This window comes from Pseudomonas sp. NPDC090233 (assembly GCF_044772285.1).
Classification (GTDB): domain Bacteria; phylum Pseudomonadota; class Gammaproteobacteria; order Pseudomonadales; family Pseudomonadaceae; genus Aquipseudomonas.
Window position 1 is genome coordinate 38,758 of sequence record NZ_JBIVYQ010000007.1, and the last position, 23,043, is coordinate 61,800.

Annotated in this window: 23 protein-coding genes and 1 pseudogene; 11 read left to right on the forward strand and 13 right to left on the reverse strand. The window is 63.4% G+C overall.

Translation table 11 applies throughout. The annotated features are described in order from the left end of the window. Positions 1-188: 188 nt before the first annotated feature. A complete protein-coding gene (locus ACIQUF_RS19920) occupies positions 189-965 on the forward strand; it encodes a ferredoxin--NADP reductase (RefSeq protein WP_403134582.1) in 777 nt (258 codons plus the stop codon). A gap of 30 nt (positions 966-995) precedes the next feature. Here ACIQUF_RS19920 and mscL read toward each other — a convergent pair whose 3' ends face one another. Then, on the reverse strand, positions 996-1,415 hold the full coding sequence (gene mscL, locus ACIQUF_RS19925) for a large-conductance mechanosensitive channel protein MscL (protein WP_400804842.1): 420 nt from the start codon (positions 1,413-1,415) through the stop codon (positions 996-998). 177 nt (positions 1,416-1,592) lie between these two features. Here mscL and radA point away from each other — a divergent pair, with 177 nt between their 5' ends. Next, positions 1,593-2,960, forward strand: a complete 1,368-nt coding sequence (gene radA / locus ACIQUF_RS19930; protein WP_400804845.1) for a DNA repair protein RadA — start codon at positions 1,593-1,595, stop codon at positions 2,958-2,960. A 63-nt stretch (positions 2,961-3,023) separates the two neighbouring features. Here the strand turns inward: radA and ACIQUF_RS19935 are convergent, their stop codons facing one another. Together ACIQUF_RS19935 and ACIQUF_RS19940 are read right to left on the reverse strand one after the other, a co-directional pair. Continuing rightward, a complete protein-coding gene (locus tag ACIQUF_RS19935) occupies positions 3,024-4,541 on the reverse strand; it encodes a nucleobase:cation symporter-2 family protein (RefSeq protein ID WP_403134585.1) in 1,518 nt (505 codons plus the stop codon). 263 nt (positions 4,542-4,804) lie between these two features. Further along, positions 4,805-5,167 carry a PilZ domain-containing protein gene (locus ACIQUF_RS19940; RefSeq protein ID WP_403134586.1) on the reverse strand — a complete coding sequence of 121 codons (363 nt, stop codon included), beginning with the start codon at positions 5,165-5,167 and terminating at the stop codon, positions 4,805-4,807. Between the two features lie 165 nt (positions 5,168-5,332). Between ACIQUF_RS19940 and ACIQUF_RS19945 the strand changes: the two genes are divergently transcribed. From ACIQUF_RS19945 to yjiA, 3 genes are all read left to right on the forward strand, one after another. Beyond that, the gene (locus ACIQUF_RS19945) at positions 5,333-7,399 is read left to right on the forward strand and encodes a carbon starvation CstA family protein (protein WP_400804852.1); all 2,067 of its coding nucleotides are present in this window, start codon (positions 5,333-5,335) and stop codon (positions 7,397-7,399) included. Positions 7,400-7,412: 13 nt separating this feature from the next. Beyond that, the gene (locus ACIQUF_RS19950; protein ID WP_400804855.1) at positions 7,413-7,610 is read left to right on the forward strand and encodes a YbdD/YjiX family protein; all 198 of its coding nucleotides are present in this window, start codon (positions 7,413-7,415) and stop codon (positions 7,608-7,610) included. A gap of 71 nt (positions 7,611-7,681) precedes the next feature. Then, positions 7,682-8,659 carry a GTPase gene (yjiA, locus tag ACIQUF_RS19955; RefSeq protein WP_403134589.1) on the forward strand — a complete coding sequence of 326 codons (978 nt, stop codon included), beginning with the start codon at positions 7,682-7,684 and terminating at the stop codon, positions 8,657-8,659. Here yjiA and ACIQUF_RS19960 read toward each other — a convergent pair. After that, positions 8,595-10,106 (reverse strand): methylenetetrahydrofolate reductase C-terminal domain-containing protein, encoded by a 1,512-nt coding sequence (locus tag ACIQUF_RS19960; protein WP_403134590.1) that lies wholly within the window; start codon positions 10,104-10,106, stop codon positions 8,595-8,597. The genes yjiA and ACIQUF_RS19960 overlap by 65 nt on opposite strands. 211 nt (positions 10,107-10,317) lie before the next feature. On the opposite strand from ACIQUF_RS19960, the pseudogene ACIQUF_RS19965 reads away from it, so the two are divergent. Then, positions 10,318-11,262, forward strand: a pseudogene (locus tag ACIQUF_RS19965) (5-methyltetrahydropteroyltriglutamate--homocysteine S-methyltransferase); the annotation flags it as partial. Between the two features lie 26 nt (positions 11,263-11,288). On the opposite strand, the gene ACIQUF_RS19970 reads toward ACIQUF_RS19965, so the two are convergent. Beyond that, positions 11,289-12,467, reverse strand: a complete 1,179-nt coding sequence (locus ACIQUF_RS19970) for an acetyl-CoA C-acetyltransferase (RefSeq protein ID WP_403134592.1) — start codon at positions 12,465-12,467, stop codon at positions 11,289-11,291. 221 nt (positions 12,468-12,688) lie between these two features. Here ACIQUF_RS19970 and ACIQUF_RS19975 point away from each other — a divergent pair, with 221 nt between their 5' ends. Beyond that, positions 12,689-12,955: a PepSY domain-containing protein gene (locus tag ACIQUF_RS19975; protein ID WP_403134594.1), complete on the forward strand. Its 267-nt coding sequence runs from the start codon at positions 12,689-12,691 to the stop codon at positions 12,953-12,955. Continuing rightward, positions 12,955-13,482, forward strand: coding sequence for a cytochrome b/b6 domain-containing protein (locus tag ACIQUF_RS19980; RefSeq protein ID WP_403134596.1), 528 nt, complete (start codon positions 12,955-12,957; stop codon positions 13,480-13,482). Before ACIQUF_RS19975 ends, ACIQUF_RS19980 begins: the two co-directional genes overlap by 1 nt. Positions 13,483-13,487: 5 nt before the next feature. Here ACIQUF_RS19980 and ACIQUF_RS19985 read toward each other — a convergent pair whose 3' ends face one another. The 4 genes from ACIQUF_RS19985 to ACIQUF_RS20000 are packed head-to-tail and all read right to left on the reverse strand — an operon-like array spanning position 13,488 to position 17,619. After that, on the reverse strand, positions 13,488-14,594 hold the full coding sequence (locus ACIQUF_RS19985; protein ID WP_403134598.1) for an agmatine/peptidylarginine deiminase: 1,107 nt from the start codon (positions 14,592-14,594) through the stop codon (positions 13,488-13,490). A 3-nt stretch (positions 14,595-14,597) separates the two neighbouring features. Then, a complete protein-coding gene (locus tag ACIQUF_RS19990) occupies positions 14,598-15,683 on the reverse strand; it encodes an extracellular solute-binding protein (RefSeq protein WP_403134606.1) in 1,086 nt (361 codons plus the stop codon). Positions 15,684-15,685: 2 nt separating this feature from the next. Continuing rightward, positions 15,686-16,582, reverse strand: a complete 897-nt coding sequence (gene aguB, locus ACIQUF_RS19995) for an N-carbamoylputrescine amidase (RefSeq protein ID WP_403134609.1) — start codon at positions 16,580-16,582, stop codon at positions 15,686-15,688. Further along, a complete protein-coding gene (locus ACIQUF_RS20000) occupies positions 16,579-17,619 on the reverse strand; it encodes an agmatine/peptidylarginine deiminase (protein WP_403134611.1) in 1,041 nt (346 codons plus the stop codon). Before ACIQUF_RS20000 ends, aguB begins: the two co-directional genes overlap by 4 nt. A gap of 136 nt (positions 17,620-17,755) precedes the next feature. Between ACIQUF_RS20000 and ACIQUF_RS20005 the strand changes: the two genes are divergently transcribed. The 3 genes from ACIQUF_RS20005 (at position 17,756) to ACIQUF_RS20015 (ending at position 20,923) form a co-directional block, all read left to right on the forward strand. Beyond that, positions 17,756-18,640 carry a LysR substrate-binding domain-containing protein gene (locus ACIQUF_RS20005; protein WP_403134612.1) on the forward strand — a complete coding sequence of 295 codons (885 nt, stop codon included), beginning with the start codon at positions 17,756-17,758 and terminating at the stop codon, positions 18,638-18,640. A gap of 97 nt (positions 18,641-18,737) precedes the next feature. Next, positions 18,738-19,937, forward strand: coding sequence for an enoyl-ACP reductase FabV (gene fabV, locus ACIQUF_RS20010; RefSeq protein WP_403134614.1), 1,200 nt, complete (start codon positions 18,738-18,740; stop codon positions 19,935-19,937). Positions 19,938-20,014: 77 nt separating this feature from the next. Beyond that, entirely contained in the window at positions 20,015-20,923 is a 909-nt protein-coding gene (locus ACIQUF_RS20015) for an alpha/beta fold hydrolase (RefSeq protein WP_403134615.1), read from the forward strand. Between the two features lie 23 nt (positions 20,924-20,946). On the opposite strand, the gene ACIQUF_RS20020 is transcribed toward ACIQUF_RS20015, so the two are convergent. The 4 genes from ACIQUF_RS20020 to ACIQUF_RS20035 form a co-directional block, all read right to left on the reverse strand. After that, positions 20,947-21,288: a HopJ type III effector protein gene (locus tag ACIQUF_RS20020; RefSeq protein WP_403134617.1), complete on the reverse strand. Its 342-nt coding sequence runs from the start codon at positions 21,286-21,288 to the stop codon at positions 20,947-20,949. Further along, on the reverse strand, positions 21,281-21,577 hold the full coding sequence (locus tag ACIQUF_RS20025) for a DUF1244 domain-containing protein (RefSeq protein WP_400799743.1): 297 nt from the start codon (positions 21,575-21,577) through the stop codon (positions 21,281-21,283). Before ACIQUF_RS20025 ends, ACIQUF_RS20020 begins: the two co-directional genes overlap by 8 nt. A 9-nt stretch (positions 21,578-21,586) precedes the next feature. Then, entirely contained in the window at positions 21,587-22,279 is a 693-nt protein-coding gene (folM, locus tag ACIQUF_RS20030; protein WP_403134621.1) for a dihydromonapterin reductase, read from the reverse strand. Positions 22,280-22,356: 77 nt separating this feature from the next. Next, positions 22,357-22,917 carry an antibiotic biosynthesis monooxygenase gene (locus ACIQUF_RS20035; RefSeq protein WP_403134624.1) on the reverse strand — a complete coding sequence of 187 codons (561 nt, stop codon included), beginning with the start codon at positions 22,915-22,917 and terminating at the stop codon, positions 22,357-22,359. Positions 22,918-23,043 lie beyond the last annotated feature (126 nt).

The window sequence follows — 23,043 nt, forward strand, 5'->3', positions numbered from 1 at the left end:
GAATCCAATCCGTTTGCATACCCGGAAGATTGTAGGAAAAGACCGAGGGCGGCGTTGGGATTTTTTGTTATAGCAATCAGGTTTTCCATGAAATCAGGACGAAAGTCCAGCGGTGCCCCTACACTCCAGCGGTTTTTATCTGGCCCGGTTTGCGCGACACTGTGCGCACGCCATCCAGGAAGCCGATCATGACCGCAAGTGCCGACAAGTTTACCCGCCAGACGCTGCTCGACGTCCAGCCGTTGACGCCGAACCTGTTCAGCCTGCGGGTGACGCGCGACGCGGGGTTTCGCTTCCGTGCCGGCCAGTTCGCCCGGCTGGGCGTGACCAAGGCCGATGGCAGTGTGGTCTGGCGTGCCTATTCGATGGTCAGCGCACCGCATGACGAACACCTGGACTTCTTTTCCATCGTGGTGCCGGGTGGCGAGTTCACCAGTGAGTTGAGCCGCCTGGGCGAGGGTGATTCGCTGTTGATCGACCGTCAGGCATTCGGCTTCCTGACCCTCGATCGCTTCGTCGGTGGTCGCGACCTGTGGCTGCTGGCGACCGGTACCGGCATTGCACCCTTCATGTCGATCCTGCAGGACTTCGAGGCCTGGGAACGCTTCGACAACATCAAACTGGTGTATTCGGTGCGCGAGGCCAAGGAGCTGGCGTATGTGGACGAAATTGCCGGGTTGGAGCAGCGCGAATACCTGGCCGAATTCGCTGGCAAGCTGCAGTTCATTCCCGTGGTCACCCGTGAGCAGCACCCGGGCGCCTTGAATGCGCGCATCACCACGCTGATCGAAAATGGCGAACTGGAGAAAGTGGCGGGGCTTGAATTTTCCCCCGAGCACTCGCGGATCATGCTCTGCGGTAACCCGGAGATGATCGACGAAACCCGCAAAGTGCTCAAAGCGCGTGACTTGCAGCTGAGCCTGAGCAAGCGGCCGGGGCAGGTGGCGGTAGAGAACTACTGGTGATACAGGGGGCGCAAGGCGCCCCCTGTCATTTCACGGCAGGCGATTCTGGTTCTGCGTCTTCAGCAGATCGCGAATCTCGGTCAGCAGTGTTTCCTGAGGCGTCGGCGCCGGTGGCACGCTCGGCGCCACGGCTTCTTCGCGCTTCAGGCGGTTGATCACCTTCACGCCCATGAAGATCGCGAAGGCCACGATCACGAAGTCGATCACGGTCTGGATGAACTTGCCATACGCCAGCACCACGGCCGGCACATCGCCTTCAGCTGCTTTGAGGGTAATGGCCAGGTCACTGAAGTCCACCCCACCGATCAGCAGCCCCAGTGGCGGCATGACCACGTCACCGACGAAAGACGAGACGATCTTGCCGAAGGCGGCGCCGATGATGATACCGACCGCCATGTCGACGACATTGCCTTTGACCGCGAAGGCCTTGAACTCACTGATCATGCCCATGTTCGATTCCTTTGTAACAAATGGTGAGGTTAACCCAGTGTAAGCCACTAAAACGCTTCATGCGTGGCACACAGGGGTAGTGACTGCGCTTAGAACGAATAGTTTTGTCGCATCCCGGCGCGTTCGAGACACGTCTGCGTCGGCTATCATGGCAACTTTTTCCAGGAGACCCTGCCCATGGCCAAGGCCAAGCGTTTGTATGGCTGCACCGAATGTGGCGCGACCTTCCCCAAATGGGCCGGCCAGTGTGGCGAGTGCGGGGCCTGGAATACCCTGGTCGAAACCATGATCGAGAGCGGCGGCGCGGCGGCGCCCAGCGGGCGCACCGGTTGGGCCGGGCAACAGGCGCAGATCAAGACCTTGGCCGAGGTCAGCGTCGAAGAAATTCCCCGGTTCACCACCAGCAGCGCCGAACTCGATCGGGTGCTGGGCGGTGGCCTGGTCGACGGTTCGGTGGTGTTGATCGGCGGCGACCCCGGTATCGGTAAATCGACCATTCTCCTGCAAACGTTGTGCAACATCGCCGTCGGCATGCCGGCGCTGTATGTCACCGGCGAAGAGTCACAGCAGCAGGTGGCCATGCGCTCGCGGCGCCTGGGCTTGCCGCAGGATCAGCTGAAGGTCATGACCGAGACCTGCATCGAAACCATCATCGCCACGGCGCGCCAGGAAAAACCGCGGGTCATGGTCATCGACTCGATCCAGACCATCTTCACCGAGCAGTTGCAGTCGGCGCCCGGCGGGGTCGCCCAGGTACGCGAGAGCGCGGCGCTGCTGGTGCGCTACGCCAAGCAGAGCGGCACGGCGATCTTCCTGGTCGGCCACGTCACCAAGGAAGGCTCGCTGGCCGGCCCGCGCGTGCTGGAGCACATGGTCGATACCGTGCTGTATTTCGAGGGCGAGTCCGATGGCCGGTTGCGCCTGCTGCGGGCGGTGAAGAACCGCTTCGGTGCGATCAACGAGCTGGGTGTGTTCGGCATGACCGACCGTGGCCTGAAAGAGGTGTCCAACCCGTCGGCGATCTTCCTCAACCGGGCTCAGGAGGAGGTGCCGGGCAGCGTGGTCATGGCCACCTGGGAAGGCACCCGGCCTATGTTGGTGGAGGTGCAGGCGCTGGTCGACGACAGCCACCTGGCCAACCCGCGCCGGGTCACCCTGGGCTTGGACCAGAATCGCTTGGCCATGCTGCTGGCCGTGCTGCACCGGCATGGCGGTATTCCCACCCATGACCAGGACGTGTTCCTCAACGTGGTGGGCGGGGTGAAGGTGCTGGAAACCGCATCCGACCTGGCGTTGCTGGCGGCGGTGATGTCCAGCCTGCGCAACCGGCCGTTGGCCCATGGGCTGCTGGTCTTCGGTGAGATCGGTCTGTCAGGGGAAGTGCGACCGGTGCCGAGCGGGCAGGAGCGTTTGAAAGAAGCGGCCAAGCATGGCTTCAAGCGCGCCATCGTGCCCAAGGGCAATGCACCGAAGGACCCGCCGGCAGGGTTGCAGGTGATTGCCGTGACCCGCCTGGAACAGGCGCTGGACGCATTGTTCGAGTAGGCAAACAAAAAGGGGAGCCGACGATGCGCATCGGCTCCCCTCTCTTTACCGCTCAGTCAGCGGTCAATGCTCGGCCACCGGCGTTCGCCTCGGCGTGGCATTGCCATGCTCGTCCAGCTCCAGCAACGGCACTTCGTTGCCCTCGGCATCGAACAGCTTGCCGTCCTTGAAGTAATCGCCATCACGCAGCGCGGAAATGTCCGAGTACTGGATGGTGCGCTCGTAGGCGGCAGCGAAAACGGACTGGTTTTCCGAGTTGCCGGTTTTGAAGTGGTTGAAGATCAGGTTCAGCAGGATGGCCATGATCGCCGCCGAGCTGATGCCCGAGTGGAAGATGGTCTCGAACCAGTTCGGGAACTGATGGTAGAAGTTCGGCGCGGCAATCGGGATCATGCCGAAGCCCAGCGAGGCGGCGACGATGATCAGGTTGACGTTGTTCTTGTAGTTGACCTTCGACAGGGTGCGAATGCCACTGGCCGCCACGGTGCCGAACAGCACGATGCCCGCACCGCCCAGTACCGGAGTCGGTACTGCGGCGATCACCCGGCCCATGACCGGCAGCAGGCCGAGCACCACCAGGATCACGCCACCGGTGGCCACCACGTAGCGGCTCTTGACCCCGGTCACGGCCACCAGGCCGACGTTCTGGGCGAAGGCGCTCTGGGTGAAGGAGCCGAAGATCGGCGCCAGGATGCTCGATGCCATGTCAGCGCGCAGGCCGTTGCCCAGGCGCTTGGAGTCGACTTTGGTGTCGATGATCTCACCCACGGCAAGGATGTCCGCCGAGGTTTCCACCAGGGTCACCATGATCACGATGCACATCGACAGGATCGCCGCGATGTGGAAGGTCGGCATGCCGAAGTGGAACGGCGTGGGGAAGGCGAACATCGGGCCTTCGGCGACCTTGCTGAAGTCGGTCATGCCCAGCGCCCAGGCGATCAGGGTGCCGCACACCATCGCCAGGAGAATCGACAGCCGCGAGATGGTCGCGCTGCCCAGCTTGCTCAACAGCAGCACGATGGCAAAGGTCAGCCCCGCCAGGCCGATGTTGGCCATGCTGCCGAATTCCGGCGAAGCGCTGTTGCCGCCCATCACCCAGCGTGCGGCCACGGGCATCAGAGTCAGGCCGATGGTGGTGATGACGATGCCGGTGACCAGCGGCGGGAAGAATTTGGTGATACGCGAGAACACCGGGGTGATCAGAAAACCGATCAACGACGCCGCCATGACCGCGCCCAGCACACCGGGCAAGCCACCGCCGCCTTCGCTGCTGAGAATCGCCCCCATGGTCGCCACGCCGGCGAACGATACGCCTTGCACCAATGGCAACTGGCAGCCGAAGAACGGCAAGCCAAGCGTTTGCAGCAGCGTGGCCAGGCCGCCGGCAAACAGCGAAGCGGCGATCAGCATGCCGATCTCGGCACCGTTCAGGCCTGCGGCCTGCCCAAGGATCAAGGGTACTGCGACGATCCCGCCATACATGGTCAGCACATGCTGCAGACCATAAGCCAGGTTGGCGCCAAGCCCGAGGTTTTCATCCTCGGGGCGCTTGGCGGGAGACGTGCTAGGGGACGTAGTCATTGAGCAGGCTCGCTGTTTATTGTTGTGCCGCTACTGTAGACACTTCCTACAAATCATTGCCACAAGAATTGTATACAATTTTTTGATTGGAGCGCGCACAGCCGGCCTTGCAGTGTGTGCTTGACTGCAATGCAGATCGCGTACCAAGTGGATAAATGCTGTGCTAGAAGGGTGTGTACAAAGCTCAGCCGCCCAGGCTGGAAGCTGTCTGGGTAGACAAGAAACATAAGGTGGGAAAAATCTAAGCTAGCTAAGAGATTCCATTATTCGATGAGTTCGCGCAGCTCGCGCATCATTTCGGTGCTGTCGGCCAGGTTCAATTCCACAAGACGGTGCAGATGGGTCATCGAGTCGACGTCGATATAAAGGCAGACGAAACCCAGGCGGGTGTCCTCTTCGTGGCGCAATTCCACCTGCATCTGCACGCGGACTTTTTCATCGAGATGGATGATCGCGTCGAAATCCTGAGTCTGATCGGCATTCCAGGACGTGGGGCGTTCAACCAGCAGGCCCTTGAGCGACAGATCGAGGAGTTTTACCGGCCAACGGCAATCACCCTGGCGCAATTCGGCGGGGGCATCGAAGTCGATGCGTTGGAAACGGCGACGTTCGTCGTGTTGACGCATGGGCAAGACCTCCGGGGTTCATCCTGACTATAGTTAATCCTGTACGCCTATCAGGTACCGCAATCTGGCCGCAGAGGCTCTAGACCAAAGCAAGTGTGGCAATGCGTCTTGACTCGCCCTAGACTCGATGGGCGGTCTTTCCAATCCACCAGCTGGAAGTAAACCATGAACAACAATAATAGCCTGCTACGCCACATTCCGTGGCTGGCGCTGGCAGTCATAGGAGCCTGCGCGCTGGGTGTGGTTGCCCTGCGTCGCGGCGAAGCGATCAACGCCTTGTGGATCGTGGTCGCGTCTGTGGCCATCTACCTGGTCGCCTATCGCTACTACAGCCTGTTCATCGCCACCAAGGTGATGCAACTCGACCCTCGCCGCGCCACACCGGCGGTGCTCAACAACGACGGCCTGGACTACGTTCCGACCAACAAACACATCCTCTTCGGTCACCACTTCGCCGCCATTGCTGGCGCCGGCCCGTTGGTCGGCCCAGTGCTCGCCGCGCAGATGGGCTACCTGCCCGGCACGCTGTGGCTGATTGCCGGCGTGGTGCTGGCCGGTGCGGTGCAGGACTTCATGGTCCTGTTCCTGTCCACCCGCCGCAACGGCCGCTCGCTGGGCGACATGGTGCGCGAGGAAATGGGCCGTATCCCGGGCACCATCGCCCTGTTCGGCTGCTTCCTGATCATGATCATCATCCTAGCGGTGCTGGCGCTGATCGTGGTCAAGGCCCTGGCCGAGAGCCCGTGGGGCATGTTCACGGTCATGGCGACCATCCCGATCGCGATGTTCATGGGCGTCTACATGCGCTACATCCGCCCGGGCCGCATCGGCGAAATCTCGGTGGTCGGCGTGGTGCTGCTGCTGGCGTCGATCTGGCTGGGGGGCCAGATTGCCGCAGATCCGGTCTGGGGCCCGGCGTTCACCTTCACCGGCGTGCAGATCACCTGGATGCTGGTGGGCTATGGCTTCGTCGCCGCGGTGCTGCCGGTGTGGCTGGTGCTGGCGCCGCGTGACTACCTGTCGACCTTCCTCAAGATCGGTACCATCATCGCCCTGGCCATCGGCATTCTGGTGACCATGCCCGAGCTGAAAATGCCGGCGCTGACCCAGTTCACCGACGGCACGGGCCCGGTGTGGAAGGGCACCCTGTTCCCGTTCCTGTTCATCACCATCGCCTGCGGCGCGGTGTCTGGCTTCCACGCGCTGATTTCCTCGGGGACCACGCCGAAGCTGCTGGACAACGAAACCAACGCCCGTTACATCGGCTACGGCGGCATGCTGATGGAATCGTTCGTCGCCATCATGGCCATGGTCGCCGCCTCGGTGATCGAGCCGGGTGTGTACTTCGCCATGAACAGCCCGGCCGCCGTGGTCGGTGCCGATGCCGTTTCGGTGGCGCAGACGGTCAGCAGCTGGGGCTTCCTGATCACCCCGGAGCAGCTTGAGGCCGTCGCCCGCGACATCGGCGAGCACACCATCCTGGCCCGTGCCGGTGGTGCGCCAACCCTGGCGGTAGGTATCGCGCAGATCCTCCACCAGGTGTTGCCGGGTGAAAACACCATGGCCTTCTGGTACCACTTCGCGATCCTGTTCGAGGCGCTGTTCATCCTGACTGCGGTGGACGCCGGTACCCGTGCTGGCCGCTTCATGCTGCAGGACCTGCTGGGCAGCTTCGTGCCGGCGCTGAAACGCACCGAATCGTGGACTGCCAACCTGATCGGCACCGCCGGCTGCGTGGCGCTGTGGGGTTACCTGCTGTACCAGGGCGTAATCGACCCGCTGGGTGGCATCAACACCCTGTGGCCGCTGTTCGGCATCTCCAACCAGATGCTGGCCGGAATCGCCCTGATGCTCGGCACCGTGGTGCTGATCAAGATGAAGCGCCAGCGCTACGTCTGGGTCACCCTGCTGCCGGCGGTGTGGCTGCTGATCTGCACCACCACTGCGGGCCTGATCAAGCTGTTCGACCCGAACCCGGCGGTTGGCTTCCTGGCCCTGGCCAAGAAGTACAGCACCGCACTGGACGCCGGCCAAGTGCTGGCCCCGGCCAAGGACATCGGGCAGATGCAGCACGTGATCTACAACGCCTACACCAACGCCGGCCTGACCGTGCTGTTCCTGCTGGTGGTGTTCAGCGTGCTGTTCTTCGCCCTCAAGGTTGGCTACGCCGCCCTTGGCCGCAAGGAACGCACCGACAAGGAAACCCCGTTCCAGGCTTTGCCTGACGCTTGAGAGGACTGCTGCGATGTTCAACGACCTGGGTCGACTGGGTAAATACCTGGGGCAGGCAGCCCGCCTGATGGTCGGCATGCCCGACTACGACAACTATGTCGAGCACATGCAGAGCAAGCACCCGGACAAGCCGGTGATGAGCTACGAGGCGTTCTTCCGCGAACGCCAGGAAGCGCGTTACGGTGGCAAGTCCGGCCCCAAGTGCTGCTGAGCCGGCACACTGCGTGAACCTGTGGGAGCCTGTGGGCTCCCACAGTCATTTTCAGCTTGAGGAGATTTTGCGTGCAGACGCCTATTCCCGTAACCGTCCTGACCGGCTTTCTCGGTGCTGGCAAGACCACCTTGCTCAAGCACATGCTCAAGGCCGAGCACGGCCTGAAAATCGCCGTGATCGAAAACGAGTTCAGCGAGGCCGGCATCGACAGCCAAATGCTTGGCGACGAGCCGGTGCAGGTCATGACCCTGGCCAATGGCTGCGTGTGCTGCAGCATCCATGGCGACCTGACCCGCGCCCTGTACCTGCTGCTCGAACGCCTGGATAGCGGCGAAATCGCCTTCGACCGCCTGGTGATCGAATGCACAGGCCTCGCCGACCCGGCGCCGGTGGCGCAGACCTTCTTCATCGAAGAAGACTTGCGCGACCGCTACATCCTCGACGGCATCATCACCCTGGTCGATGCGGCCCATGCCGAGGTACACCTGACCCAGACCATCGCTCAGGCCCAGGTTGGTTTTGCCGACCGCCTGCTGCTGAGCAAAACCGACCTGGTCGAGCCTGCGGCGGTGCAGGCCCTGCGTGAGCGCCTGGCGCGCATCAACGGCCGTGCGGCCATTGGCGTGGTGGAGCATGGTCGGATCGACCTGGCCGAGCTGCTCGATGTGCGCGGCTTCAACCTCAACCCGGACCTGGGCGCGAACCTGCAGTCAACTTTGCGCCCGGTGCTCAAGCCCGCCACCCCGGATCGCATCTCCACCCTGGTGCTGCGCACCGAGGTGCCGCTGGACATCGACCGCCTCAGCGACTTCATGAACGAGCTGCTGGAAACCCACGGCAAGCAACTGCTGCGCTACAAGGGCGTGCTCAACATCGCCGGGGAAGATCGGCGCCTGGTGTTCCAGGGCGTGCTCAAGCTCTATGGCTTCGACTGGGACGCCGAGTGGGCCGATGGCGAAAGCCGCGAAAGCGTGATGGTGTTCATTGCCGATGAGCTGCCTGAGGAGACGATTCGGGCTGGCTTCGAGGCGCTGGCCGCAGGCTGACCTGGCGCGGCTCCGAGGCGTCGAACCACTGCGGCCACGAGCTGCGGTGGCGAGTCTCGACCTCGATGCACGGGATCAACCGCTCAGTGAGCACGGCGGTCTGCCGTACAGCCTTGGCGGTGCGGTACTTGACGCTGTGGATGCACTCGCGGTCGCCGAATTCGCAGCGGTTCAGCGCGGTTCCGCCGCAGGGGCCGTTGGCCAAACCTTTGGGGCAGGTTTCCGGGCAGATGTACAAGGTGTCTTCAAGGCGGCAACGGCCGCAGGTGTCACAGCCCAGCAGCGGTCGCTTCACGCTGCGCTCCAGGCCATGCAGCCAGCGAGCACCGCGGCGGGTGGCCCAGAGCGGCTGACGTACAGCCCAGCCGAAGGCCTTGCTCAGCCAGTTGTTGCGGCTGAACAGCAGCGCATGAAAACCGTGCAGCAGGTGATAGCGCCATTGTTCTTTGCGGCTTGCATTGACCTTCGATTCGCCCTGGCGCCAGGCCGCTTGCGGCGGGTGGAACGTCACCGCTGGCAGGCCAGGCATCTGCCAGCTCTCGGCCCAAGCGGGCGTCCACTGCTCCAGCGAATGAATGCGCGCCTGCCAGTGCTCAAGGCGCTCTTCCAAGGCCAGCAGCTGCTTGAGCTCGTGTATCCCCGATAGGTGCACCCCGGCATAGCCCATCAACTTCACGCCAATGATCTGCAGGGCCAGGCGATCGACGCTGCGCTCCTGGGCGTAGGCCTTGGATACCGCCGCTTCGGCTTCAAGCAGGTCGCACATGGACGGCGAGACGGTCACCCCGGCGACATGCTCGAGCATCGCCGCGCGGGCATGGGTCAGGCTCATCAGGCACGCCAGCATGGGCTTGGGCGCAGCCTGACGGTTCATCCACTGCATGGCTTCGCGGTGCTTGCTGGCATCGAAACCCAGCTGCAGGGTAAGAAAGTCTGCCCCTGCTGCGAGCTTCTTCTCGGCCTTGAAATACTGCGCGCCGCCTTCTTCCTCCCGGTACTTGAACGGGTTGAGCGCGGCACCCAGCAACCAGTGGGGGCAGGCCTGGCGCGCGATCTGCAGGGCGGCGACCGACTCCAGGTAACGCACCGGGCGTTCGCCGGGCTGGTGGCCGGGCAGGCGGTCGCCGGTGAGCAGCAGCAACTGGTCGAGGCCGGCGGCATCCATGCGTTGCAACTGGGCAAGCAGGTGATGGCGTTCGCGGTCCTTGCCGGAAAAATGGGGCAGGGCGGGGAGAGGCGCGCTGAAGCTGGCCAGGGCATCCAAGGGCGACAGGTCCAGCGGGCTGCCAACCCGGTCGCCAATGGCCACGGTCATCGGCCAGCCGCACAGCTGCGCGCGCGCCATGATCGCCTCCATGGCGGCGAATCGCTCTGCCGAGGGCTTGGGCACGAACTCCATGACGCAGACGAAAGTTTTTTCGTGCAGCGCCGATTTCAGCAGGCTCATGGCTGGGGACACCTGGGTTGATCAGGGGGCAGTGTGCGGCAGGGCGCAAGCGGGATCATGTCCAAAGGCGAAGGATGTTGCTCTGAACAAGACAAGCGGACAAGCGAATCATGAAGAATTCTTGGGTTCATCTCAAATTTAATGAGTTTGTCTCAAGCCCCGCGTGCCCGGAAAATGTTCTCGAACATTTATGCACTTTTAGGGGCAAGGCATGGCACTGGCACACAACCTGGGATTTGGCCGCGTCAGCGGCGATTGCGAACTGAAGAAAGCCCAGGAAGCCTTCTGCAACGGTGAGCTGGACGAAGCCGGCCTGCGTGAAGTGGGTCGTGAGCTGCGCGCCGCGCGCTGGCAAGCGCAGAGGGACGCCGGCATCGAGCTGCTGCCGGTTGGCGATTTCGCCTGGCATGACCGCGTGCTGACCCACTCGTTGACCTTCGGCGTGGTCCCAGAGCACTTGCAGGGCCGTGACGCTGCCAAGCCCACCTTGCATACCCTGTTTGCAATGGCCCAAGGCGCCAGCGCTCAGTGGTTCGACACCGATGACTATTATTCAGCGCCTGAGTTTATCGCCGACCAGCAGTTCTCTCTGAGCTGGGAGCAATTGTTCGAGGAGGTCGAGGAAGCCAAGGCGCTCGGCCACGCCATCAAGCCGGTGGTGATCGGCCCGCTGACCTACCTGTGGCTGGGCAAGATTAAAGATTCCGACTTCGACAAGCTCGAACTGGTCGACCGCCTGTTGCCGCTGTACGACGAACTTCTCAACCGCTTGGCTGCGCAAGGGGTGGAGTGGGTGCAGATCGACGAGCCGATCCTGGTTCTGGACCTGCCGCAGGCATGGAAGAACGCCTATGAGCGCGTCTACAACATCCTGCAGCGCGCGCCGCTGAAAAAAATGCTGACCACCTACTTCGGTGGCCTGGAAGCCAATCTAGGCCTGGCCGCCAACCTGCCGGTCGATGGCCTGCACGTCGACCTGGTGCGTGCTCCGGACCAGTACACGACCGTCCTGGACCGTTTGCCGGCGTACAAAGTACTGTCGCTGGGCCTGGCTCAGGGGCTTAATGACTTGACCTGCGATCTGGAAAAGGCCGGCGACCTGTTGCATCACGCCGCCGAGCGGCTCGGTGATCGCTTGTGGGTAGCGCCGGCCTGCTAGCCGCGGCCTGCCTCAATCCCTGATCAACGCTCGATCGCCAACGCCACACCCTGGCCGCCGCCAATGCACAACGTGGCCAGGCCTTTCTTGGCATCGCGCTTGATCATTTCATGCAGCAGGGTCACCAGTACGCGGCAGCCGGATGCCCCAATCGGGTGGCCCAGGGCAATAGCGCCGCCATTCACGTTGACCCGCGCCGCATCCCATTCCAGCGCCTTGCCCACCGCCAGTGCCTGTGCAGCAAAGGCTTCGTTGGCCTCGATCAGGTCCAGTTCGCCCAGCTGCCAGCCCGCTTTGTCCAGGCAACGTTGGGTCGCCGATACCGGGCCGATGCCCATGATCGCCGGGTCAACGCCGGCACTGGCATACGCGGCAATCTTCGCCAGCACCGGCAGCCCCAGAGCCTTGGCCTTGCTCGCGCTCATCAGCAGCACTGCGGCGGCGCCGTCATTGAGGCTGGAGGCATTGCCTGCGGTAACGCTGCCGTCTTTCTTGAAGGCCGGGCGCAGTTTGGCCAGGGATTCGGCGGTGGTGTCCGGGCGTGGTTGTTCGTCACGGTCGAACACCTTGGGTTCGCCTTTCTTCTGCGGCATCACGATCGGCGTGATTTCGGCCTTGAAGCGGCCCGCTTCGATGGCCGCTACCGCCTTGCGCTGCGATTCGGCGGCGAACGCGTCCTGTTGTTCACGGCTGAGGCTGTATTTTTCGACCAGGTTTTCCGCCGTGATGCCCATGTGATAGTCGTTGAACGCATCCCACAGGCCGTCGGTGATCATGCTGTCGATCAACTGGCCGTGGCCCATGCGCTGGCCGGTACGGGCCGAAGGCATCACATAAGGCGCGAGGCTCATATTTTCCTGGCCGCCAGCAATCACCACCTCGGCGTCACCACAGCGGATGGCCTGGGCTGCCAGGTGCAAAGCCTTCAGGCCGGAGCCGCAGACTTTGTTCAGGGTCAGCGCCGGTACGCTGTAAGGCAAGCCGGCCTTGATCGCGGCCTGGCGGGCGGGGTTCTGCCCGGCACCGGCGGTGAGCACCTGGCCGAGGATCACTTCGTCGACCTGCGCTGGGTCCAGCCCGGTCTGTTCCAGCAGGTGCTTGATCACGGCCGCGCCCAGGTCGACGGCGGGCACACTGGCCAGAGCGCCCTGGAAGCTGCCGATGGCGGTACGGGTGGCGGCGACGATGACCACATCGTTCATCTTGTTGTTCTCCGAATGCAGTTAGGCGCCGAGCGGGCGCGGTGCCTCCAGCTTCGGTGGGTTTGGCTCATTTGTTAAGTTTGTTTTTCTTTGCCATTGATGTGAAAAGCAAATGAATGGCTTCCCTGCAGTAAACAGGCAAACGCTACGCCGCTGGCTAAGCTTGATGGGGCTTGGACGCGCATCGTGTTGTTTCACTCAACAGACTGGAGCTCATAGCCATGCGTACCCTGATTGCCATCACTCTTCTTCTCGGCTGCAGCAGCGCATTCGCCGCCACTCAATGCACCACCGCTGACAAAAGCACCTGGCAAGACCAGGACAAGTTCCAGGCCCAGCTGAAGGAGCAGGGTTACAAGATCAACAAGTTCAAGGTCACCAAAGGCAACTGCTACGAGATCTACGGCTTCAACAAGGAGGGCAAGAAGGTCGAGATCTACCATGACCCAGTCACTGGAAAGGCGGTAAAGACCGAGATCGAAGACTGATGTCGATGCCCACGGTACGGCTGTGGGACCCGCTCCTGCGGTTGTGCCACCTGTCTTTCGCCACCGTGTTCTTTGCCGATTACTTCTTCAACGAAGAGGGTGACGACTGGCATCAGTGGCTGGGCTATTCCGCGCTGGGCTGCGTGCTGGTGCGCCTGGTGTGGGGCTTTGTCGGGCCGCAGAGTGCGCGTTGGGCCGATTTCTGGCCAACGCCGGCGCGCCTTGCTGCCCATGCCCGGGCGTTGGTACGGGGCGAGCCTTACCATCGCCTGGGGCATTCCCCGATCGGCGCTCTGGTGATGCTGCTGATGCTGGCCGGCATCACAGGGCTGGGCCTGACCGGCTGGGCCTCGCAGGAAATCGATGCACTATGGGGCGCCGACTGGCCCATGGAGGTGCACAGTTTCCTGGCGGATGCCGTGCTGGCGCTGGTGTGCGTGCACGTGCTGGCGGCCATCGTCGAAAGCGTGCGCCTGGGCGAGAATCTGCCGCTGTCGATGATCACCGGGCGGCGTCGCCAGCGCTAGGCGAATCACACGGCCGGGCACTGGTGGGTGACGCAATGGATACCTCCACCGCCTGCGGCAATGGCATCGATATCCAACTGCACGATGTCGCGCCCTGGGTACAGCGCGGCCAGCAATGCCCGCGCCTTTTCATCAACCTGCGCATCGCCGAATTGCGGGGCGATGACCGCGCCATTGATAACGAAGTAATTGATGTAGCCCGCCGCGAAGTCGGCATTATTGCTGAACCTGTTGCGGCGCCCGTGCATTGGTGGCGAAACCAGGTGCACTTGCAGGGTGCGACCTTCGGCGTCGGTCGCCTGCTTGAGAATGTCCAGGTGTTTGCGAGTCACGTCGTAATCATAGGATTCGGGGTCGTTGTCCAGGTTGGCGATCACCACACCGGGCCGAACGAAGCGGGCATAGAAATCCACATGCCCGTCAGTGATGTCTTTACCGGCGATGCCTGGCAGCCAGATGATCTTGCTCAAGCCCAGGCGCTCCTTGAGTTCGGCCTCGACCTCAGCCTTGCTCCAGCCCTTGTTGCGGTTGGCGTTGATCCAACTGCTCTCGGTCATGATGCCGGTGCCATGGCCGTCCACTTCGATCGCGCCACCTTCGCCCACCAGTTCGCTGCGCTGGTAATGCGCGCCTGTCAGCGTGGCCGCGCGCTTGGCCAATTGGGCATCGTTGCGGTGGCGCTGCTTGTTGCCCCAGCCGTTGAAGTTGAAGTCCACCGCGCCAAGGGCGCCGTCGTCATCGACGACGAAGTTGGCGCCGATGTCGCGCATCCAGATGTCGTCCAGTGCGCAGGTGACGAAGCGGGTGTTGTAACTGCCGCAATGCTGCTCGGCCAGCTCCCGCTCGCTGGCACGGCAGAACACGGTCACCGACTGGTAGCGGGCGATGGCCTGGGCGATGCGGCCAAGGGCGGCCTGCACGTCGGCGGTGAAGTCTTCCCAGATAGCGTCCTGGGCGCCGAAGGCGATGAATGCGCGTTGCTGCGGCTCGCCCTCGTCGGGCATGAACCAGCGCCCCGGTTCGTCAGCGCGGGCCATGCCCAGCGGCAGGCCCAGGCCGGCGCCAAGGCCGGCAGCCAGGGACAGTTGCAGGAAGGTTCTACGGTTTGGCATGTGTCAGTCCTGTGCAGTCTTGAAGCGCGTCCACACCCGCATGCGTGCGCGCATGTCGGCTTGCGGAATGTCCCGGCCCGGGATCAGGCGGGCGTAGGTGGCTTCGTCGAGGTAGATATCGGGGTTGTCGCGCATCTGCGGGTCGACCGCCTGGCGCGCCTTGGCACTGGCGGTGGGGTAGCCGGTGAAGTTGCTGATCGCGGCCATGTTCGCCGGGCGCATGACGAAGTTGATGAAACGATAGGCGTATTCGGGGTGCTTGGCGTCGGCGGGGATGGCCATGGTGTCCATCCACACCGTGGTGCCCTGGCGTGGGACGCGGTACTGGAAGTCCAGCGCCTTGCCGGCGGCGGTTGCCGTGCGCTGGGCCTGGATCACGTCGCCGCTGTAGCCCAGCGACAGGCAGAGGTTTTCGTTGACCAGCTCGGTCACCGGCTGGGACTGGAACTTGCGGATGTACGGGCGCACGGCCTTGAGCAGCTCGCTGGCCGCGGCCAGGTCCTCACGCTTGGCGCTGCGCGGCTCGCGGCCCAGGTAATGGAGGACCACGGCCAGCACTTCGTCTGGCGAGTCGATCACCGAGATGCCGCAATCGGCGAACTTGGCCGCCAGCTCCGGTTTGAACAACAGGTCGAGGTCGTCCAGCGGCGCATCCGGCATGCGCTCGCGGACCTTGGCGGCGTTGACCGTCAGGCCGATGGTGCCCCAGGTGTAGGGCACGGTCGCCTGGCTGGCCTTGGGGTATTGCGCATGCAGCTTGCGCAGGCCGGGTTCGATGTCGTCCAGCGCCTCAAGCCGGCTGGGGTCGAGCGGCTGCAGGCTGCCGGCGCGCATCAGGCGCTCGGCCACGGTGTCGCCGGGGAACACCAGGTCGTAGCCGCTGCGCCCGGACATCAGCTTGGCTTCGAGTACTTCGCTGCCGTCCATCACGTCATAGATCACCTGGATGCCGGTCTCGGCGGTGAACTGCTTGAGGGTGTCTTCGGCGAAATAGTCCGCCCAGTTGTAAAGGCGCAGCGTCGGTTGGTCGGCGTGAGCCTGGCTGGTGCACAGGGCCAGGGCGAGCACGGCTATCGCAGGCAGCTTCATGGTCAGGTCCTCGCGACGTGGGGGTGGGCGCCGTCCAGGGTCAGCAGCGGCGCGTACATTTCTGGGCGGCGGTCGCGGTAGATGCCCCAGCTCAGGCGGTCTTCACGCATGCGTGCAAGGTCCAGGTCGTGCAGCCAGATGCCGCTGCTGTCGCGGTCTGCTTCGGCGAGCAGCGCGCCTTTGTGGTCACAGATGAACGATGAGCCGTAGAAGCGCATGGCCAACGTTTCGTCGCTTTGCGCCACCTCGCGGCCCACGCGATTGGCGGCGACCACCGGCAGCAGGTTGGCGGCGGCGTGGCCGCGCATGGCGACCTGCCAATGGTCGCGCGAATCTAGTTCGGCGGCGCCGGGCTCGGAGCCGATGGCGGTCGGGAACAACAGCACTTCGGCGCCCATCAACGCCAGGCAGCGGGCGGTCTCGGGGAACCACTGGTCCCAGCAGATGCCGATGCCCAGGCGGCCGAAGGCGGTGTCCCAGACTTTGAAGCCGGTGTCGCCGGGGCTGAAGTACTCCTTCTCCTGGTAGCCGATGGCATTGGGGATGTGAGTCTTGCGGTAGACCCCGAGCAGGCGGCCATCGGCGTCGGCCACGGTCAGCGAATTGAAGAAGGCATTGCCGGCCCGTTCGTACCAGCTCAGCGGCAATACCACGCCCAGTTCTCCGGCCAGCGCGGCGAAGCGTTGCAGGATTGGGCTGTGCGGGTACGGCTCGGCCAGGGCCTGGTGACGGTGGTCCTGTTCGATGCAGAAGTACGGCGTGGCGAACAACTCTTGCAGCAGGATCACCTGGGCACCTTGCGCGGCGGCCTGGCGCACCAACTGCTCGGCGCGGTCGAGGTTGTCGGGCAGGTTCCAGCTGCACGGCATCTGGGTGGTGGCGACGCGCAGCAGGCTCATCGGCTGACCTCCGGCTGTTGCTGGGTGATGCAGTGGATGCCGCCACCGCCGTGGGCGATGTGGTCGATGCGCACCGGCACGATTTCCCGGCCGGGGAAGGCGTGGGCCAGTTGGGCGGCGGCTTCGGCGTCGGCGGCGATGCCGTAGGCCGGCATGATGATCGCGCCGTTGGCGATGTAGAAGTTGGTGTAGGAGGCGCAGAACACCTCGGCGTCCTGATCGACCGCAGCGCTGGCCTCGTAGAGGTCGAGGAGTTCAAAGTGACGGCCCCGGGCGTCGGTGGCCAATTCGAGGGCGCGGCGGTTTTCCCGCACGACGTCGGCGTAGACCGAGTGGTGTTCATGGGTGGCGTCGACCAGCAGCACGCCGGGGCGGGCGAAGGCGCACACACCATCGATGTGGCCATCGGTCATGTCGCCGGTCACATACTGCGGGTCGCCCGGCAGCCAGATGGTCTTGCTGACGCCCAGGTAGCGGGCGAAGCATTCCTCGAAATCGGCCTTGCTGATGCCGGGGTTGCGGTTGGGGTTGAGCAGCACCGACTCGGTGGTGATCAGCGTGCCTTCGCCGTCCACATGGATCGCACCGCCTTCGTTGCACAAGGGGGTGCTGAAACCGTCCAGGCCCAGGTGGTCGAGCATGCGTCGGCCCAGGCTGCGGTCGTGGGCATGGTGCGACTTGCCGCCCCAGGCGTTGAAGCGCCAGCTCAGCCCGGCGAGGCCATGTTGTGGATGGCACAGGAAGCTCGGCCCACTGTCACGGCACCAGCTGTCGTCCACGGCCAATTCGATCAGTTCGATGTTGGCACCACACAGGACGCGAGCGCTCTCTACTGCAGAGGGATCAACGACCATTTTCACCGGCTCGAAGCGGGCGATGGCGGCGGCGACGCGGGCGTAGTCGCGCTGCACGTCGGCGAGGTTGACGTTCCAGCCGTTTTCCCACAGGGCTTGATTGTGTGGCCAGATCATCCAGGTTGCCGCGTGGCAGGCCCATTCGGCGGGCATGCGCCAGCCGCTGTCGAGGGACAGGTGCATAGAGAACTCCGATCTATTAAGGATTTTTTATCAACGAAGCCCGCCGTCGCGGGTGTTGGTGTCCATGCTATGGCTATGAAGGGCGTGCGACAAACGATAGATTTAGCGCATATCTGATCAGCACGGCTTATCGATCATGCTCAAACACTGGCCACCCCTCAATGCGCTCAGAGGCTTCGAAGCGGCTGCCCGGCTCGGCAGTTTTCACAAGGCTGCCGTGGCGCTCAATCTCACCCAGTCGGCCATCAGCCAACAGATTCGTAGCCTGGAAACCTACCTGGAACAGCCGCTGTTCCACCGTGCAGGCCGCAGTGTGAGCCTGACCGATGCCGGGCATGACCTGCTCAGCACCACCCAGTCGCTGCTGCAGCACTTGGCCGTGGGTATTCGCCGACTGGAGCAATACCGCAAGCCCAACCAACTGGTGGTCAACACCAGCCCAGCCTTCGCCCGGCACTGGCTGCTGCCGCGGCTGGCTGATTTCCATCAGCGCTGCCCCGAGGTGGACCTGTGGCTGTTCACCAGTTTCGAGGTGCCGGACATGGCCAGCGAGACCATCGACCTGGCCATCCGTGACGACCTGAGTGCGCAGGCCGAATGCAGTTTCAGCGTGTTGCATCAGGATAGGTTGTACCCGGCCTGCCACCCGTCGCTGGTGTCTTCGGCGGCACGCACCACCTTGCACGGCGAACGGGAAATGGACTGGAGCCACTGGCAGCTGGAAGGTGGCGAAGATGTCGGGCAGCAGGGCAAGGGGCTGAACTTTTCCGACCCCGGTTTGTTGCTGGATGCCGCCAGTGAAGGGCTGGGCATCGCCCTGGTCAGCCAGTTGCTGGCCCAACGGGCGGTGCAGGAGGGGCGCTTGCAGGCGCTCTCGGCGCAGCGGGTACGCGGCCCAGCATGGGCCTGCCTGGTGCATCGTGACAGCCAGGACGATCCCTTGGCGCGACGCTTTCTGCAGTGGCTGCAAGGCCAGCTGGCAGAGCAAGCGCCGTTTTGCATCCCCTCAAACACCCCGTAATATGTGTCGGATAACCTGCGGGGGTAGTCTCACCCTCTGATCAAACGGAATCGCCCATGGCGGCGCTTCCCTGCATAAACCTGACGAGGTACAGACATTGGCCATCATTCATCCTAAGGTTCGCGGTTTCATCTGCACCACGACTCACCCGAAGGGCTGCGAGCTCAACGTCCGTGACCAGATCGAAGCCACCCGCAAGCTGGGCGTACGCGAGGATGGCCCGAAGAAGGTCCTGGTCATCGGCGCATCCAGCGGCTACGGCCTGGCGGCGCGCATCACCGCAGCCTTCGGCTTCAAGGCCGACACCCTGGGTGTGTTCTTCGAGAAACCAGGCACCGAGACCAAACCCGGTACCGCCGGCTGGTACAACGCCGCTGCCTTCGATAAGTTCGCCAAGGCCGAAGGCCTGTACAGCAAGTCGATCAACGGTGATGCCTTCTCCGACGAAGCCCGCGCCAAGGTCATCGAGCTGATCAAGAACGAAATGGGCGGCCAGGTCGACCTGGTGATCTACTCCCTGGCCTCGCCGGTGCGCAAGTTGCCGCAGACCGGTGAAGTGATCCGCTCCGCGCTCAAGCCGATCGGCCAGCCGTACAAGTCGACCGCCATCGACACCAACAAAGACACCATCATCGAAGCCAGCATCGAGCCGGCCACCGAGCAGGAAATCGCCGACACTGTCACCGTCATGGGCGGCCAGGACTGGGAACTGTGGATCGATGCCCTGAACGCCGCTGGCGTGCTCGCACCGCAGGCCCGCACCGTAGCCTTCAGCTACATCGGCACCGAAATCACCTGGCCGATCTACTGGCACGGCGCCCTGGGCAAGGCCAAGCAGGATCTGGACGAAACGGCCGAGCGCCTGGCCAAGAAAGTCGGCGGCAGCGCCAACGTGGCCGTGCTCAAGTCGGTGGTCACCCAGGCCAGCTCGGCCATTCCGGTCATGCCGCTGTACCTGTCGATGGTCTTCAAGATCATGCAGGAGAAGGGCGTTCACGAAGGTACCCAGGACCAACTGGACCGCATGTTCCGTGACCGCATGTACCGTGCCGACGGCGCCCCGGCGGAGCTGGACGAGAAAGGCCGCCTGCGCCTGGACGATTGGGAACTGCGCGACGACGTGCAGGACGCCTGCAAGGCCATGTGGCCGCAGGTGACCACCGAGAACCTGTTCGAACTGACCGATTATGCCGGTTACAAGAAACAGTTCCTCAACCTGTTCGGCTTCGAGCGCGCTGACGTCAACTACGACGAAGACGTGGCGACCGATGTGAAGTTCGACTGCATCGAGCTGTAATTCGATGTAGAAGATGGGGGCCGATACAGGCCCCCATTTTTTTGCTAGCGTTGGCGCACAACAACAGGAAGCGCGCCATGAGCAGCCTCACCCAACCGGCCACGCCCTTTCGCCAGATCGCAGCCGACGGCTACAGCCTCGGTGGTTTCTGCTGGCGCCACGCCCAGGCCAATGCCCAGCGCCCGCTGGTGATCATCAACGCTGCCACGTCCGTGCGCTGCCGTTACTACGCCCGCTTTGCCGACTACCTGTTCGCCCAAGGCTGCGACGTCCTTACCTACGATTACCGTGGCATCGGCGAATCCCGTCCAGCGTCCTTGCGCGGTTTTCAGGCGTCATGGAGTGACTGGGGTCGTCTGGATTTCGAAGCCATGCTGGCGCACGCCGCGCAGGCATTTCCCGGGCAGCCGGTGGATGTTGTGGGGCATAGTTTCGGCGGCTGCGCCGTAGGGCTGGCGCCGTCTGCGGGTCAGGTCCGCCGGGTAGTGATGGTGGGCGCGCAGTTCGCCTACTGGCGCGACTACGCGGCCGATCAGCGTTGGCGGCTGTTTGGCAAATGGCATGTGGTGATGCCGTTGCTGACCCGTGCATTCGGCTACTTCCCCGGCAAGCGCCTGGGCTGGATGGAAGACACGCCGGCAGGCGTGGTGATGGACTGGACCACGCGTACCCCGCGCTATGAGCACAGGCCCAGCGGGCGTCGCCTGGAGAGGCTGCCCTTTGCCCAGCTGCAGGCTGCTACGCTGGCGATCAGCCTGACCGATGACCCGTTTGGCACCGTGGCGGCAACCGAGCGACTGCTCGCTTATGTGCAGGGTGCCGAGCGTCGGCATCTGCGGATCGCGCCTGTGGATATCTCGGTCAAGGACATTGGCCACTTCGCGTTTTTCCATGATCGGTTTCGCGAAAGCTTGTGGCCTGTTGCGCTGCAATGGTTGCAGCACGGCAGGTTGCTGGCAGACGGGCCGGGGCAGATCATCAGCTGACCGTGCCTGCCGGCCCGTGGCTATCAGGCGTTGCGCGAAAGCGGCTGCGCGGTGAATTTCACACCCGCCAGGCCATGCTTGATCAGCGCGCGGATGTTGCCATGGTCAGTGCCCTCGGGCGTTTCCAGCACATCGCGGTAGTGCTCGCCGAAGGCCAGCAGGGCCTCCTGATCGCTCAAACCTTCCAGCAGGGCCAGGCCCAGGGTCTTGCACGAGCCTTCGTTCTGCCCGGCGGCGTTTTCCACACCGCCATTGTTGAAGGCTTGAGGCTGGTAGCTGTAGTTGCCGGCAATGAACGCCAGGGTATCGGCAAAGGCGTGTTGGCCGCTGGCCAGGCTGGCGCGCAGGGTATTCAGATCAGTCACGAGGTTTTCCTTTTTCAAATGCCGCCTGCTGGTCGGCACTGGCTTCTTTCTGGTACTGGGCTTTCCACTCGGCGTAGGGCATGCCATACACCGCTTCACGGGCGTCATCCAGGCTGATATCGACCTGGCGCTCGTCGGCAGCGGCCTTGTACCACTTGGACAGGCAGTTGCGGCAGAAACCGGAGAGGTTCATCAGGTCGATGTTCTGCACGTCGGTGCGTTTCTGCAAATGGTCGACCAGGCGCCGGAAGGCGGCGGCTTCGAGTTCGAGCTGTTGTTGGGGGGTCATGGGCTTCTCTCAGGTCATGCGATTCTTCAAGTGGCGGCCACCGTTGACGACCACCTGGCTGCCAGTGCTGTACTGGCTGGCGAGCAGGTACTTGACCGTCTCGATCAGTGGCCCGGCGCCGGGTTCGAACGGCAGCAGGGCCTTTTGCAGGGTCTGCTGGCGGTAGGCGTCGTCACCCCCTTCCTTGAGGATCAGCAGCCCGGGCAGGATACCGTTGACGTGTACCTTGGGCGCGTATTTTTCGGCGAACGACAGCACCATGTTCTGCAGCGCGGCCTTGGTGGCGGCATAGCCGATATGGCTCTTGCTGCCCCGCGAAGAGGTTTCGTCGCAGATGTGGATGATGTCGGCCTTGTCGACCTTGGCCAGCAGGTCACCCAGTGCAAGGTTCAGGTGATACGGCGCTTCGACGTGCAGGCGGAACATGGTCTCGAGGTTGTCCAGGCCGTCGTCGAGCCACAGCGAGGCGTTGTGGATGATCGCGCGCAGCCCGTCGTAGTGCTGCTGGAGATGGTCGATCAGTGCCTGACGGTCGCTTGCCTGGCACAGGTCGGCCTGGAAGTGCACGATGTTCGGGTGTGCGGACTGCGGCTGAGCGCTGCGGCTGGCACTGACCACGGTATGGCCGGCCTCTGCCAGTTCCAGGGCCAGGGCCAACCCGACGCGCTGGCTGGCTCCGGTAACGAGAATGGGGCTGTTCATGTGCGGGCGGTCAACTTGTCTTTCCTGTCGTTGCCGCCCAGCATACCCGAACTGTTTGCCTGTTGTATGGCCAGGCCTCAACGGCCGCGCAGCGCCGCGCCAGTCGGCGGCGAGGCGTGCAGCCAGTTGGCCAGCAGGCGGGTCGAAAGGGGGATGAACAGGTAGACCATCAGCGGCGTCAGGGCCAGGGTGCTGAGCATGACCCGCGGCACCAGATCCACGGCGGCCAACCAATGGCCGAACAGCAGATTGAACAGCAGTGAAACCGGGAAGAACGCCAGCCAGATGGCCACTGCCTGCTTCCAGCGTGGCGGTTTTTGCACCGTATTGGTGCCGAACCAGTCGTCGATGCCGCTTACGCGCCTCTCTTTGGGGCGCTCGAACAGTCCGTTGCCGCGTTGCAACCACGCCCTGCGAGAGGCGGAATGCTCCCACGCCTGCAAGGTGGGTTCGTCGCTGAAGCGGAAGATGATCTGGAATTCATCGCCATCGCGAGGTGGAGCGAGGATGCCTGAGCCGAGATAGCCGGGAAAGTCGGTGGCCAACTGCTCGCCTTCATGCAGCCAGGCCAGCAGGTCCTGGTAGCGGCCATGGGCGGCGCGGCGCGACACCATCAGGGTGACGGGTGGGGTAGACATCGTGTATCTCCTGGCGACGGGGTTGGCGGGTAGCCGACCCCTTGACTGTGTTGCCCGGGGTGGTGGGCAGCGCAGGCTTGGATGCAAGAATTGGGCGCGAAGTATCGCGCAGTTGTCATGATTGGC